We start from the raw sequence: 14537 nt of genomic DNA, 5'->3' as shown, positions 1-14537 counted from the left end.
GGTCTTGACTCGCGCGTGCGGCACTGCACGGCGACGGCGGGTCATCACCCCTCTCGCTGGTGCGTCCGAGGGAAACGATCCGGGTCGGCATCCATGGCGATCCGACTACTGCGGACGATTGTACACACTAGTGCGGACATCTGTACGCACTGCCGGGGACGGTGCTACGACCGGAGAACGGATCGCCGACACCGCTGACGCTCCGGCCGTTCGAGCCCGCCAGGTCGCGGCATCCGACAGCGGGCCCATGGCCTGCTCGGCGGTCGCCCCGGTGGCGTTCTCGCCGCCCGGCGCAGACCGAGGGGTGCTTCCGGAGAGCTCCGGAAGCACCCCTCGATCAGCAGGTCACGGAAGCCGGCTCGGCCCGGGGCCGGTCCGGTGGCGTCGCGGACACTGCGGCGTGCCTGGGCGCTCAGACCGGATGCCCGATATATCACTGTCGGGTGTCCTGTCCTTCCGCCGCCCCCGTGCCCTCGCACGGACCCGCATGACCGCACTCGTCCTCTGCCACTTCGTGCTCGCGCTGTTCGCCGCGCCGCTGGTGAGGTGGTGCGGAACCCGTGCCTTCCTCGTGCTGGCCCTGCCGCCCGCGGCGGCGGCCGTCTGGGCGGCCACCCGGTGGAGCTCGACGGCCGCGGGCGGCGCCGACACCTCCGAGTGGGCCTGGCTGCCCGCCTACCACGTGGACTGGGCCCTGCGGCTGGACGCCCTCGCCGAACTCATGGTGCTGCTCGCCGCGGGAGTGGGCACCCTCGTCCTGGTCTACTGCGCCTCGTACTTCGACGACCGGTCGCGGCAGCTGGGCAGGTTCGCCGGGAACCTCCTGGCCTTCGCCGGGGCGATGCTCGGCCTGGTCCTCGCCGACGATCTCATCCTGCTCTACATCTTCTGGGAACTGACGACCGTCTTCTCCTACCTGCTGATCGGCCAGACCAGCGACCACAAGCGGAACCGGCGCAGCGCCCTGCAGGCCCTGACGGTCACCACGCTCGGCGGACTGACCATGCTCGTCGGCTTCCTGATCCTGGGCCACCAGGCGGACACCTACCGGATCTCGGCGATCCTCGCCGACCCGCCGCCCGCGTCGGCGGCACTGTCCACGGCGATCGTGCTGATCCTCGTCGGCGCCCTCTCCAAGTCCGCGATCTGGCCGTTCAGCCTGTGGCTGCCCAACGCCATGGCCGCCCCCACCCCGGTCAGCGCCTACCTGCACGCCGCCGCGATGGTCAAGGCAGGCGTCTACCTCATCGCCCGGCTCGCCCCCGCCTTCGCGGAGGTCACCCCCTGGCGGCCGATGCTGCTCGTCCTGGGCTCCGCGACGATGCTGCTGGGCGGCTGGCGGGCGCTGCGCCTGCACGACCTCAAACTCGTCCTCGCCCACGGCACCGTCAGCCAGCTCGGCTTCCTCACCGTCCTCACCGGCGCGGGCCGCCACGACACCGGCCTCGCCGCCACCGCCATGATCCTCGGCCACGCCCTCTTCAAGGCCCCGCTCTTCCTGGTCACCGGGATCATCGACCACGCCACCGGCACCCGCGACCTGCGCAGACTCTCCGGGCTCGGGCGCCGGCTGCCCGCCGTGTGCGCCGTCGCCGTCGTCGCCGGGCTGTCCATGGCCGCCGTACCGCCGCTGCTCGGCTTCACCGCCAAGGAGGCCGCCTTCCAGGCCCTCCTGGACGGGAACACCGCCGACCGCTGGGCGCTCGCCGCGACCGTCGTCGGCTCGGCCCTGACCACCGCCTACACGCTGCGCTACCTGTGGGGCGCCTTCGCCCGCAAGCCCGGCGCCCCCGACACCGACCCGCACGCCGTCCCGCCGGCCTTCCTCGCGCCGCCCGCCGTGCTCGCCCTGGCCTGCCTCGTCCTCGGCCCCGGCGTGCCCTGGCTCCAAGGGCTCCTCGGCACCTACGCCGAGCAGTTCCCCCTGCCCGCCCACCCGTACCACCTGGCGCTGTGGCACGGGCCGGGCCTCGCCCTCGGCCTGTCCTGCGCGGCCTGGGCGGGCGGTGTCCTGCTGTTCCTCGCCGCGGGCCCCGTCCAGCGGGCCGGACAGGCCCTCGCCTGGCGCTCCGCCGACCGGGTCTTCGGACGGCTGCTGCTCGCGCTGGAGCGCACCGCCCTGCAGTGCACCGGTTTCGTGCAGCGCGGCTCGCTGTCGGTGTACCTCGTGACGACCATGAGCGTGGTCCTCGCCGGGCAGATCGCCGTCCTCGTCGCGGACGAACCCTGGACCGCGGTCCCCGCCCCGCGGTTGTGGGACCACCCGGCCCAGGCCGGTGTCGCGCTGCTGACCTGCGCGGCCGCCCTGCTGTGCCTGGGAGTGCGGCGCCGGATGAAGGCCGTCGTGTTCGCCGGTCTCACCGGATACGGCACCGCGCTGCTCTTCGTCGCACAGGGCGCGCCCGACCTCGCGCTGACCCAGTTCGGCGTGGAGACCGTCTCGATGATCGTCTTCGTGCTCGTGCTGCGCAGGATGCCGGTGTACTTCGAGGAGAACTACAGCCGGTGGCGGCGCGCACTGCGGATGCCGGTCGCGCTCGCGGGCGGCGCCGCCGTCGCCGTCGTCGTCTGGATCATGGCGGGGCACCGCCGGGCCGACAGCGCCGGAGCGGCGATGGTCGAGGAGACCGCGCACCACGGCCTGAAGGACGTCGTCGCGACGATCCTCGTCGACCTGCGGGCCTGGGACACCATGGGGGAGTCCGCGGTGCTCGCCGCCGCCGCGATCGGCGTCACCAGCCTCATCTACCTGCACCGCCGCACCGACGACGCCGAGCAGCCCGTCCTGCCGCTGCCCGGGGACCACCCGCACGCCGGCCTGCGCACCGCCTGGCGGGCGACCCCGTACGAACTCGCGGGCCTGCCCAGCGGCGACGAGGGCGCGCCGGAGCGGACCTGGCTCGCGGCCAGCTCCACCCTCGCACCCGAGCGCCGCTCCCTCGTCCTGGAAGTGGTCGCCCGCCTCATCTTCCATCCGATCCTCGTCCTCTCCGTCTACCTGCTCATGTGCGCGGAGAACCTGCCGGGCGGCGGCTTCGTCGCGGGCCTGACCGCCGGCGTCGCCTTCATCGCCCGCTATCTCGCGGGCGGGCGGCACGAGCTCGCCGACGCCGTGCCCTTCAAGGCGGGCCTGTTCACCGGCCTGGGGCTGTTCCTGTCCACCGGGGTCGCGCTGGGCGGCCTCGCCGAGGGCACCGTGCTGCACGGCTGGACCTGGCACGGCCACCTGCCCGTGTGGGGAGACGCCCACCTGTCCACCGCCGTCCTCTTCGACTGCGGGGTCTACCTCCTCGTGCTCGGCGTGGTCCTGGACATCGTGCGGGCCCTCGGCGCCCGCGTCGACCGGCAGATCGAACGGGCCGCCGGCCGGCGCGGCCCGCGCGCGGAGGCGGGCCCCGCATGACCGTGAGCCTCTCCCTCCTGGTGGCGGCCGCCGTCCTCAGCGCCGTCGGCGGCAGCCTGTTGCTGACCCGGTCGCTGACCCGGATCCTGCTCGGCGCGGTCGTCCTCGGCAACGGCGTCAACCTGCTGGTCCTCGCCTCGACGGGCAGCGCGGGCAACGCGCCGCTGCTCTACCCGCACGTCATCCGCAACCGGGTCACCGACCCGCTGCCCCAGGCCATCGCCCTCACCGCGATCGTCATCACCCTCGCCACCACCGCGTTCCTGCTCGCCATGGCCTACCGCAGCCACCAGGTCACCGGCTCCGACGAGATCAGCGACGACACCGAGGACCGGCTGGTCGCCCTGCGCGCCGAGTTCCTCGACCGGCGCGGCGAACTGCGGGACCGCTACCGCGAAGCCCGCGCCGAGCACGGCACCGACCCCGAACTGGGCGCCCGCTACCGCGCCGCACGCAAACGGCTGCGCCGGAGGGTCCGCGAGGAACGGGCCTACCAGGCCCGCGCCAACGACGTCTCCGGGAACCTGTGGAACGACATCCTCGGCGCCGACCCCGAGGACTACCGGGAAGGGCGGGAACTGGGCTCCACCGACGCGGCGGGCCGGCCCGGACCGGCGCCGGCCCGTGTCGCCGGGCCCTCCAACGACCCCGAGGAGTCCGGCCGCGAGCCCGACTCCCACCCCGGCGAGGACTCCGGCCACCCGCCGCCCGACCAGCCCGACGACCCCGAGGGCGCCGGCACGGAAGGAACCAGGTGAACGCGCTCGTCCCCCTCCCCGTCCTGCTGCCCCTGTGCGTCACGGGCCTGAAGCTGGCCATCGGCCCCCGGCTCCAGCGGTTCCAGCGCTTCATCACCCTCGCCGTGCTCGGCGCGGTCCTCGTGCTCTCCGTGCTCCTCATGGTGGCCGCCGACCGCCACGGCCCGCTCAGCGTGCACCTCGGCGACTTCGCGCCGCCGATCGGCATCACCCTCGTCGCCGACCGGCTCGCGGGCCTGATGCTCACCGTGTCCAGCGCCGTCACCCTGCTCGTCAACCTGTACTCGCTGGGCCAGGGCATGGCCGACCGCGACGACCAGACACCGGTCGGCGTCTTCCACCCCGCCTACCTCATCCTCGTGGCCGGCGTGTCCTGCACCTTCCTCGCCGGCGACCTCGTCAACCTCTACGTCGGCTTCGAGATCATGCTCGTCGCGAGCTTCGTCCTGCTCACCATCGGCGGCACCGCGACCCGCATCCGGGCCGGGTCGACGTACGTGATCATCTCGTTGTTCTCCTCGGTGCTGTTCCTCGTCGCGATCGCCATGACGTACTCGGTCGCGGGGACCGTGAACTTCGCCCAGCTCGCGGGGCGGCTGCAGGACGTCCCGGTCGGGGTGCGCACCCTGCTGGAGGCGATGCTGCTGACGGTCTTCGCGATCAAGGCGGCGGTGTTCCCGCTCGCGGCCTGGCTGCCCGACTCCTACCCGACCGCGCCCGCGCCGGTCACCGCGGTCTTCGCCGGCCTGCTGACCAAGGTCGGCGTGTACTCGATGCTGCGCACCCAGACCCTGCTCTTCCCCGGCCACCGCCTCGGTGACCTGCTGATGCTCGCCGCGCTCGCCTCCATGGTCATCGGCATCCTCGGCGCGGTCGCCCAGACCGACCTGAAGCGGGTGCTCTCCTTCACCCTCATCAGCCACATCGGCTACATGGTCTTCGGCATCGCGCTCGCCGGGCGCGGTGCGATCGCCGGTGCGATCGTGTACGTGGCCCACCACATCACCGTGCAGACCACCCTCTTCCTCGTCGCCGGGCTCGTCGAGCGGCGGGGCGGCACCACGGAACTCACCCGCCTCGGCGGCCTCGCGAGGACGGCGCCGCTGCTCGCCGTGCTGTTCTTCGTGCCCGCCATGAACCTCGCCGGCATCCCGCCGCTGTCCGGGTTCATCGGCAAGCTCGGCCTGATGCGGGCGGGCGTCGACAACGGCGGCGGCTGGGCCTGGGCGCTGGTCGCCGGGTCCGCCGCCACCAGCCTGCTCACCCTCTACGTCATGGCCAAGGTCTGGAACCTCGCGTTCTGGCGCGACGCCCCGCCGGGTGCCGGGGGCGAGGGCGTGGTCCTGGAGTCCGCCGGGGACGAGCCGGGCGACGAGTCCGGCGACGACGAGGACGGGGAGGCGACCGGCTCCGGGAGCGGCCTGCCGGTACCGGCGGGCGCCGTGGTCTCCGCGGGCTTCCTGGGGCAGTCCATCACCACCACCAGGCGGCTGCCCTGGCCGATGCTGGTGGCGACCGGCGCCGCCGTCGCCCTCGGTCTGCTCTACACCGTGCTCGGCGGCCCCCTCACCACCTTCACCGACGCCGCCGCCGCCGAACTCCTCGCCCGCACCCCCTACATCGAGGCGGTGCTCGGCCGGTGAGCAACCTCTACCGCGACCGGTCCCCCTACAGCTGGTCGTTCCGTATCGGCGGCGGCAGACGCGTTCTCGACCTGCCGCTCATCGCCTGGCTCACGGTCATCTGGATCCTGCTGTGGGGCACCCCGTCCTGGGCCAACCTCGTCAACGGCGTCATCGTCGCGGTGTGCCTGTGCCTCGCCTTCCCGCTGCCCGCCGTCGACCTCGGCCTGCGGCTGCGCCCGCTGGGCATCCTGCGCCTCGCGGCCTACCTGCTGTACGACATGTTCTCCTCCAGTGTCGAGGTCACCCGGCAGATCTTCGCCCAGGGCCCCTACCACGCCGCCGTCGTCGCCGTCCCGCTGCGGGTGCGCAGCGACCTCATGCTCACGGCCACCGCCGTCGCCGTCTCCAACGTCCCCGGCGGCTCGGTGATCGAGGTGCGCCGGTCGACGGCCACCGTGTTCCTGCACGTCCTCGACGCCGACGACCCCGGCGAGATCGAGAGCGCCCAGCGGTCGGTGTGGCGCATGGAGGAACTCGTCGCCCGCGCCTTCGGCACCGCCGAGGACATCGCCCGCGCCGCCCGGCCCGTACCGGAAGGGGACACCTCCCCGTGACCACCCTGCACGCCGTCGAACAGGCCATGCTGGCCGCCTCGCTGGTGATGATCCTCGTCGCCGGCGCCCTGCTGCTGTACCGCATCTGGTACGGGCCCTCGATGCTGGACCGCGCGGTCGCCCTGGATGTGGCGGCGGCGCTCATCATCGCCGGCATCGCCGTCAAGGCCGCCCACGACGGCGACTCCTTCTACTTCCCCGTGATGCTGGTGCTCGCCTTCCTCGGCTTCACGGGCTCGGTGGGCATCGCCCGGTTCATCGCCGTACGCGACCGGCCCTCGGTGCGGGCGGACGGCAGGGAGGACCACCGGTGAGCGTCTGGGCCGAGGCCGCCGACCTGACCGGGGCGGCCCTGTTGTTCCTCGGCTGCCTGCAGTGCCTGCTCGGTGTGATCGGGATGCTCCGCTTCCCCGACGTGCTCTCCCGCAGCCACGCCGCCACCAAGCCGCAGACCCTCGGGACGCTCCTCGTCCTCGCCGGGGTGGCGCTGCATCTGCGCCACGGCATCGACCTGGGCACCCTCGCGCTCATCGTCTTCTTCCAGTTCCTCACCGGCCCGGTCGCCTCCCACCTGGTGGCCCGCTCCGCCTACCGCACCGGCCAGACGGGGTCCCGGGGGCTGCTCCGGGACGACCTGGACCCGCAGTTGAGCGACGGGGAGCGGCCCGAGGAGTAGCCCCGCGGGCCCCCGCCGGCCGGTCGGCGGTGCGGCGCCACCGGGGTCCGGCCGGCCAGCGAGCCCTCAGTCCACGCAGCCCACATGCGCCAGCGCCTGCTTGAGCAGCACCCCGTGCCCGCCCGGCATCTCGCTCTGCACCGCCGGTGACAGGGCCTCCTGCGGGCTGAACCAGACGAGGTCCAGCGCGTCCTGACGGGGCCGGCAGTCGCCGGCCACCGGGACGACGTAGGCGAGGGAGACCGCGTGCTGCCGGGGGTCGTGGTAGGGCGTGACGCCGTGCGTGGGGAAGTACTCGGCCACGGTGAACGGCTGGAGCGAGGACGGGACCCGGGGCAGCGCCACCGGGCCGAGGTCCTTCTCCAGGTGGCGCAGCAGGGCGTCCCGGACCCGCTCGTGGTGCAGCACCCGGCCGGAGACCAGCGTCCGGCTGACCGTTCCGTCGGGCCCGATGCGCAGGAGCAGGCCGACGCTGGTGACCTCGCCACTGTCGTCGACGCGCACGGGCACCGCCTCGACGTACAGGATCGGCATGCGGGCGCGTGCCATCTCGAGGTCGTCGGTCGACAGCCAGCCCGGTGTGGTTTCGGTCGTGTCAGACATCGCTGGATCATACTTTCAGCCGCTGCTGCTTCCCGGGCGGTGCTCCGGGACTGTGACCCGTCCCACGCCGCTCAGCCGTCGTCCGCCGGCCCGTCTCAGTCCGGGTTGGTGGGCTGCGGGGACGGGGTTCCGCCGTCCAGGACGGTTTTCAGGCGCTCGGTGCCCTGTCGCACTCCCTGTTCCACGTACGGGAGCTCGCCGCCGTCCAGGCCGCCGCCCGTGAGGGTGAGGGCGGAGGTGCCGACGCGTACGGCCGCGATCTCCAGGGTGAGTGTGGCCGGGTTGTCGGCGGCGGTGCCCTGGACGGTCACGTGCAGGCCCTCGCGCGCGTCGCCCACGTCGGGCACGGACGACTCGGTCACCTGGACCGTGCGCTTCTCGCCGGAGTCGTCGGTCGCGGTGAACTGGTCGCACGTGTCCGGCAGGGAGTCCAGCCACTTCAGGCGGTCGTCGAGCCCGGCGCGGTCGTAGCCGGCGACCTGTTCCAGCAGGCGGGAGTCGCCCTGCTCGAAACCGGTGAGCGCCGACGGACCCGACGGCTCGCCCAGCAGGTCGTCCCGGTAGAGCGAGTCCAGCAGTTTCTGGCAGTCGGCGGCGTCGGTCCTGGCCGTGAGGAAGTCGGACACGTCGACCTCGCCGACGAGCAGCCGGTCGCGCCACTTGTCCGCGTCCTGGACCTGGTTCCAGTCGCCCTCCAGGTCGGCCTCGGTGAGCAGGGCGGCCCTGGCGCCGGATTCGGTGAGGGCCGGGGCGGCGGACGGGGAGGCCGTCGAGGAGCCGGTCGGGGACCCCGTGGGGGAACCGGTCGGGGACGCGGTGGGAGCCTGTTCCGCCGCGGCCCGGGCGGACTGTCCGGCGGCGGTGTCGGGGGCGGCGCCCGAAGCGCCGTCGTCCGAGCAGGCCGCCGTGGCCAGCAGCGTGCCGGCCGCGAGCGCGGAGGCGAGGAGACGGACGGGGTGGGGCGGACGACGGCTCATCGCGGATGCCTCCTGAGGGACGTGGCAGTGTCCCAAGGGCATCACCGCGTCCTCCGGGCCACCAGTGCGCGGGGCCGACCGGGTGACGGCGCGACCACCGGTCGCGGTGCCCGGCCCGGTCACGGGAAGGGCCCTGTCCCCATCGCCGGAAGGGTGGCGGGGACAGGGCCCTTGCCCTGGGCTGTGCGCGGGCGGCGCTACATGTAGTAGCCGAACAGGTCGGCGATCACGTGCACGCTGCCGGCGTTCGGACGGAAGTCGATCTTTCCGTTGACGACCGGCACGGTCACCAGGTTGGCCACGGTCTGCCCCTTGACCCAGTTGACGCTGGAGGCGTTGGGCAGCGCGGTCCCGTCGGGCCAGACCGTCAGGAAGCCGCTGGACGTCGGGGCGGTGACGGTGACGTTGAGGACCACGGCCTTGGCCTTCGCCAGGGTGTGGCCGTCGTCGACGTTCAGCACCAGCGTGGCGCCGCCGGGCACCGGGGTGTTGCGGGCGGTGCCGAGGGCGTAGCGGGTGTCGAGCAGTCTGCTCGGGCCCGCGGTGTGGAAGGACGAGCCCGTCGTGTCGGCCGTGAAGTAGCCGGCGACGTCCGCGACGAAGTGGACGGTGCCGTAACCGGCGTTGAACAGGTTGACCTTGCCGTCGGTGCCGATGGGCAGCACGACCATGTTCGGACGGGTCTGCCCCTTGAGCCAGTTGATGTTCGACGACTCCGTGCGGGTCGCGCCGTTCGGGTAGGCGATCAGGTGGCCGGTGGAGGCGGGTGCGGTGGCGGTGATGTTGAGGACCACGGCGGTCGCCCCCGCGGCCGGCACGCCGCCGGCGCCCGCGACCTTCAGGGAGACGGTGCCCCTGCCCGCGACGGGCGTCCTGGTGGACACGCCGATGGCGTTACGGGTGTCGAGGACGCGGGACGGGCTCTTGGGCAGGTAGGTGCCGCCGCCGGCTTCGGTGGAGTAGTAGCCGGCGACGTCCGCGACGAAGTGGACGGTGCCGCTGGAGGCGTTGAACAGGCTGACCGAGCCGTCCTTGCCGACGGGGACGGTCACCAGGTTCGGGATGATCTCGCCCTTGAGCCAGTTCATGTTCGACGACTGGGGGCGGGTCGCGCCGTTCGGGTAGGCGATGAGGTGGCCGGTCGCGGTGGGCGAGGCGGCGGTGACGTTGACGACGACCGCGGTGACACCGGTGGCCGGGACGCCGCCGGCGCCGGTCACCTTCAGCTTGACCGTGCCGTTCCCGGCGACCGGGGAGGTGCCGGCGCGGCCGAGGCCGTAGCGGGTGTCCAGGACGCGGGTCGGGGTCAGCGCGTTGAACGTACTGGCCGCGGAGCGCGGGACGGCGGCGCACAGACCCTTGACGATCTCGCGGCCGTTGGGCGTGCCGAGCCCGGTGGCGAGGTCGTAGCCGGTGCCGGCCAGGTACTGGCCGCTGCGGTTGCCGGACTCGGTCAGGTTGTTGTTGCCGGTGGTGACGTCCCGGAACGCGGTGGCCGGCAGCCGGTACAGCGCGTGGTGTGCGTGGCCGACGGTGCCGTTGGCCTGGCAGGCGAGGTCCTGGTCGGCCTGCGCCATCAGCGCGGCCCACACCGGAGCGGCGCCGCTGGTGCCGCCGATGATGTGCCAGTACTGCCCGCCGGTGCTGGTGCGGCCGAAGGCGACCGGGTAGCCGGTGGCCGGGTCGCCGACCGCGGACACGTCGGGGACCTGACGGCAGGTCTCGCCCGAGCCGGCGGCGCAGACGTTGGCGTAGCCGGTACCGGTGCGGTTCTGGAAGCTGCCGGAGGCGAGCCTGGCGCGCTGGGAGACGCCGCCGCCCGAGCCGTTCCAGGTGGTCTGGCCGGTGACGGCGCCGCGCATGGTGGTGCCGCCGACCCCGAGGACGTACGGCGAGCTCGACGGCCAGTCGGTGACCAGCCGGTCGGCGTTGGGCGCGTCGTAGTACGGGTTGTAGCAGCCCGTGGAGCCGCTGTCGCCGGAGGCGGCGACGACGGTCTGGCCCTGCGCGGCGGCCTGCTGGTAGAGCAGGTTCTCGGCGTCCATTACCTCGGCGGGCGTGTTCGCCTCGCACAGGCCCCAGCTGATCGAGACGACCTTGGCGCGGTTGTCGGTGACGATCCGGCGCAGCACGGCCGTGGCGTCGTCCCAGGTGTTCTCGCCCTGGTAGACGAGGACCTTGGCCTGCGGAGCGAGACCGATGACGGTCTGCACGTCCAGCGCGGTCTCCATGCCGACACCGGTGTCGATGCCGGACGGCTCGGAGGGACCGCCGTTGACCCGCACGGAGCTGACCGAGGCCTTGGTGCCGTGGCAGGCCTGGTAACTGCTGATGTCGCGCAGGTCGTAGTTCTCCAGCGAGTAGACGGCGACGGTGGTGCCCGTCTGTACGTTGGGCTGGTCCGCCATGTTGTACGCGGCCGCCAGCGACCGGGCGCTCCAGTAGTCCTGCTTGTCGTACGCGGCCGGGTAGCCGTCCGAGGCGGTCCCGTACAGGTTCTTGATGTCGGCGCACATCGTGCCGGTGGTGCCGGTCAGCCGGGGCTGACGAGCGCCGTCCGGGGCCGTCTGCAGCCGGGCCGGGCCCTTGGTGCCGGAGTTGCGCGGTACGTAGCGCGCGAGCGTGCTCAGGCCGACCACCGCCCGGACGTCATCGGCGATCTCGCCGGCGAACCGCGGGGCGCGGGTGTTGGTGAACCCGGTCCCGCCGTCCTCGAGCCGGTAGCCGTCGAAGTCGGTCGCGAAGGCCTCGGCGGCCTTGCCGACCGTCGCGTGCACGGGCATTGTGAGCCCGTCGGGCTCCAGCGTGCCGACCTCGAGCCCCCGGGCCGCGAGCTCCGCGCGGACCTGCGCGACAGTCTGCGGCGACGCGCCGAAGCGGCCCGCGAACTCGCCCGTGCCGAGGTACTTGCGGTAATTCGGGGACCCAGGGTCGGAGACCTCGGCGAGGAACCGGTTCAGCGCCGCCGGGTCGCGCGGCTCCAGGACCACGCTGAGATCGAGCGCCTGCCCGGCCGCCGGGTCCGCCGCGCGCACCGCTCCCTGCGGGATCTTCGGAGCGCCGCCGACCCGCTGCGGGGGCGGCTCGTCCGCCACGCCGGCGTACGACATCGGTGCCATGGTGACGGCCATGGCCAGGGCGGCCGCGGTCGCCGTCCCCCATCTGAACGCCTTCTCGCGGGCGGTTCTGCCCATGCACACTCCCTCTTCGTCGGTTCCCCGCCGCCCGTGTGCGAGAGGCAGGTGAAACCGCGGAAGGGCGCGCCGGTGCGTACACGGGTGGAAGTGTGAAGAGTCGCGTGCGAAAAGGTCCGGCATGACCGGACCTCGAAAAATGCCCCCCGGCGATGTCACCGCTCCCACACGGTGGACGACGGCCAGACCCGAATCTCTATCAGGCTCAAGATCGGCCCGCCAAGACGGGGGACTGGCGTGATCGTATCGTGACCATGACAAGTTGGGCTGTTTGTGATCAAAGCTGCCGTGCCGTCGGGGCGGAGGCGGTGCCGGTCATGTGGAGCGTGCTCGTGCAGGTGCCCGGGGGTGCGGCGCTGTTTCCGCCGACGGGTGCCGGCGCCCGGGGGTGCGTCGCGGCAGTCGGGCGGGCCCTGCGGCGGGTGTGTTCAGCCGGCGCGGTCGAGGGTGTCCCGGCCGACCTCCTTGTCCACCGCCGCGCGCACCAGCGCGGCCGCGAGGACGGCGGGCTCCGTCGTCTCGGCCAGGGAGACGAGCCGGTCCGGGTCCGCGGGCAGGCCGAGGCGTTCCGCGCCTTGGAGGGCCTTGCGGTCCAGATAGGGGGCGGCCTCCGGCCAGACGCCCTGGACCTCGCGCAGGAAGATGTCCGCGCCCGTCGGGCCCACTCCGGGGAACTCCTGGAGCAGACGGCGCACTTCGGGCACCTCGCCGTCCGCCTCCCTGCGGAGTCGCCGCAGGTCACCGCCCCATCGCTCGGTCAGCAGTTCGGCGGCCTCGCCGAGTTGGGTGGCCGTGCGCTCGTCGTAGCGCCGGTAGCCGCCCCGGCCCAGCGCGTCCACCCGCTCCTGCCAGTCGGCGTCGGCCATGCGGCGCGGGTCGCGCAGCCCCGCCTCGCTCAGGGCGCGGGCGGAGGCCACGGCGACCGAGCCGCGGATGCGGGCGCTCAGCAGATGGGCGAGGACCAGCAGCCGGTACAGCGGCTGCGGGGTGTCCTTCAGCCGGATGCCCGCCTCCTCGGCGTACGTCTGCCCGTGGGCGCCGACGAGTTCCCGTACGACGCTCCGCTGGTCACGGCTCACGGCTGCGGTTTCAGCGGGTCGTGGCCGACCGTCATCAGCCGGTGCCGGAGCCGGGTGTCCTCGGCCTGGGGCTCGTTCTCCAGGTCGGTCTGCGACGTCACGAGGTCCACGACCTTGCGCATCGCCCGGAGGTCGTCCTCCGTCAGGTCCGTGCGCCGCTTCTGCAGGATCGCGAGGACGTGCTGACCGAGCGGCGAGCCGGCGTCGTCCGGTACCGGCTCGGTCAGTTCGCCGGAGTCGCGTACCCGGAGCCAGTCCGAGAGTTCCGCGGAGGTCATGTTCACGACGCGGTGGAAGTCCTCCCACAGCGCGTCGAGTTCGAGGGCGTCGGCCATGAGGTGCCCCTCTTTTCGTGGTGCGTATGTGCGTATGTGCGTATGTGCGTTTGTGCGTATCGCGCGGTCGTGCGGAGCGGAGCGACGCGCTCGTCCGCGCCCGCGTCCTTCCGGACGTCCGACGTCTGCTCCGGTCGCCCGGTGCCGGGGCGGGCCCCCGGCCCCGGGCGCGCGCCGGGCACACGGGCGCGGACCGCTCGGTGGCCTCGGACTCCCGCCGGGCCGGTCCTGCCGTGCCCGCCGTGAGGAACGGTTCGGGTTCCGCGTCCACACGGGCGGCGCGGCGCAACCACTCCATGGGGCCGCGGGTGCCCCCGGGGCACCGGGGGCAAACGCTCCGGCCGGGCGCCGGGGTGAACGCCCCGCCCGGTCAGCGGGCGAGCACGCCGTCCAGGAAGCGCGTGACGTCGGCGAACACCTGCGCGCGGTTCGTCTCGTTGAAGATCTCGTGCCGGGCTCCCGGATAGATCCGCTCGGTCAGGTCTCCGCCGCTGAGCCGCTCGACGCCGACGCGGCTGCCGGGCAGCGGCACCAGTCGGTCGTCGTCGCCGTGCGCCCACAGCAGCGGGAGCCGGCCGACGTCGCCGCCCTTGGCCACGGTGTCCAGGGTCCGTACGAACGCCTCCGCCGTCGGCCGTTTCATGGGGCCGTGCCACACCAGGGGGTCCGCGGCGTACGCCGCCCCGACCGCCGGGTCCCGGGAGAGCGAGGCCGGGCTGATGGGGGTGTCGGGGATCTCGTCCAGGGCGAGGAGCCGGCGCGGCAGCTCCCAGTCGCCGATGACCGGTCCGGACAGCACCAGCGCGGTCAGCGCGCCGGGGTGGCGCTGGGCGTAGCGGGCGGCGATCAGGCCGCCCATGGAGTGCCCGACCATGACCGCGGGGAGGCCCGGGTGGGCCGCGCGGGCCCGCTCGGCCACGGTGTGCACGTCGGTGACCACGTCCTCGAAGTCCTCGATCAGCACCCGTTCGCCGTCCGACCGCCCGTGCCCGGTGTGGTCCGCGCCGTACACGGCCGCACCGTGCTCCGTCAGGACGCCGGCCACCTCTTCGTAGCGGCCGATGTGCTCGCCGTAGCCGTGTACCAGCAGCGCCACGTAGGCGGGCCGCTCGGCGGGCCACTCGCGGGTGGTGAGCCGTCCCCGGGTTCCGGTCAGGACGTGTGCGCGGGGCTCGGTCATCTCTCCTCCAGCTGCGTCGGTGAAGGTCACCGGGGGGATCTTCCCAGGGAGCCGCCCGGAGGTCTATAGTCCGAAACTAGCAGTGCTAATTAA

At 73.2% G+C, this 14537-nt stretch carries 12 protein-coding genes; 6 read left to right on the top strand and 6 right to left on the bottom strand.

Annotation, left to right across the window (positions count from 1 at the left end):
• Nucleotides 1–487 precede the first annotated feature (487 nt).
• Genes ACP4IX_RS19200 through mnhG form a run of 6 tightly spaced genes read left to right on the top strand, consistent with a single transcriptional unit; the run spans nucleotide 488 to nucleotide 7076 of the window.
• The gene (locus tag ACP4IX_RS19200) at nucleotides 488–3403 is read left to right on the top strand and encodes a Na+/H+ antiporter subunit A (RefSeq protein WP_426556200.1); all 2916 of its coding nucleotides are present in this window, start codon (nucleotides 488–490) and stop codon (nucleotides 3401–3403) included.
• Entirely contained in the window at nucleotides 3400–4161 is a 762-nt protein-coding gene (locus tag ACP4IX_RS19195) for a Na(+)/H(+) antiporter subunit C (RefSeq protein ID WP_426521732.1), read from the top strand. The genes ACP4IX_RS19200 and ACP4IX_RS19195 overlap by 4 nt, the downstream gene beginning before the upstream one ends.
• On the top strand, nucleotides 4158–5804 hold the full coding sequence (locus tag ACP4IX_RS19190; RefSeq protein WP_426521731.1) for a Na+/H+ antiporter subunit D: 1647 nt from the start codon (nucleotides 4158–4160) through the stop codon (nucleotides 5802–5804). Before ACP4IX_RS19195 ends, ACP4IX_RS19190 begins: the two co-directional genes overlap by 4 nt.
• Nucleotides 5801–6400 (top strand): Na+/H+ antiporter subunit E, encoded by a 600-nt coding sequence (locus ACP4IX_RS19185; protein ID WP_426521730.1) that lies wholly within the window; start codon nucleotides 5801–5803, stop codon nucleotides 6398–6400. The genes ACP4IX_RS19190 and ACP4IX_RS19185 overlap by 4 nt, the downstream gene beginning before the upstream one ends.
• 26 nt (nucleotides 6401–6426) lie before the next feature.
• Entirely contained in the window at nucleotides 6427–6714 is a 288-nt protein-coding gene (locus ACP4IX_RS19180; protein WP_426556204.1) for a monovalent cation/H+ antiporter complex subunit F, read from the top strand.
• On the top strand, nucleotides 6711–7076 hold the full coding sequence (mnhG, locus tag ACP4IX_RS19175) for a monovalent cation/H(+) antiporter subunit G (protein ID WP_426521729.1): 366 nt from the start codon (nucleotides 6711–6713) through the stop codon (nucleotides 7074–7076). The genes ACP4IX_RS19180 and mnhG overlap by 4 nt, the downstream gene beginning before the upstream one ends.
• A 66-nt stretch (nucleotides 7077–7142) precedes the next feature.
• Here the strand turns inward: mnhG and ACP4IX_RS19170 are convergent, their stop codons facing one another.
• The 6 genes from ACP4IX_RS19170 to ACP4IX_RS19145 all read right to left on the bottom strand — a co-directional run bounded on the left by ACP4IX_RS19170 (nucleotide 7143) and on the right by ACP4IX_RS19145 (nucleotide 14444).
• A complete protein-coding gene (locus ACP4IX_RS19170) occupies nucleotides 7143–7679 on the bottom strand; it encodes an NUDIX hydrolase family protein (protein ID WP_426521728.1) in 537 nt (178 codons plus the stop codon).
• Nucleotides 7680–7774: 95 nt separating this feature from the next.
• Nucleotides 7775–8656 carry a hypothetical protein gene (locus ACP4IX_RS19165; RefSeq protein WP_426521727.1) on the bottom strand — a complete coding sequence of 294 codons (882 nt, stop codon included), beginning with the start codon at nucleotides 8654–8656 and terminating at the stop codon, nucleotides 7775–7777.
• Between the two features lie 197 nt (nucleotides 8657–8853).
• A complete protein-coding gene (locus ACP4IX_RS19160) occupies nucleotides 8854–11850 on the bottom strand; it encodes a S53 family peptidase (protein ID WP_426556199.1) in 2997 nt (998 codons plus the stop codon).
• 428 nt (nucleotides 11851–12278) lie between these two features.
• On the bottom strand, nucleotides 12279–12929 hold the full coding sequence (locus tag ACP4IX_RS19155; RefSeq protein ID WP_426521725.1) for an endonuclease: 651 nt from the start codon (nucleotides 12927–12929) through the stop codon (nucleotides 12279–12281).
• Nucleotides 12926–13264, bottom strand: a complete 339-nt coding sequence (locus ACP4IX_RS19150; protein ID WP_426521724.1) for a DUF3140 domain-containing protein — start codon at nucleotides 13262–13264, stop codon at nucleotides 12926–12928. Before ACP4IX_RS19150 ends, ACP4IX_RS19155 begins: the two co-directional genes overlap by 4 nt.
• Before the next feature lie 370 nt (nucleotides 13265–13634).
• The gene (locus ACP4IX_RS19145; protein WP_426521723.1) at nucleotides 13635–14444 is read right to left on the bottom strand and encodes an alpha/beta hydrolase; all 810 of its coding nucleotides are present in this window, start codon (nucleotides 14442–14444) and stop codon (nucleotides 13635–13637) included.
• Between the last annotated feature and the right edge of the window lie 93 nt (nucleotides 14445–14537).

The organism is Streptomyces sp. WG5 (genome assembly GCF_049974565.1).
In the GTDB taxonomy this organism is placed as follows: domain Bacteria; phylum Actinomycetota; class Actinomycetes; order Streptomycetales; family Streptomycetaceae; genus Streptomyces.
The sequence above is the reverse complement of the archived record's forward strand: the minus strand, read 5'-3'. Positions and strand labels throughout refer to the sequence as shown.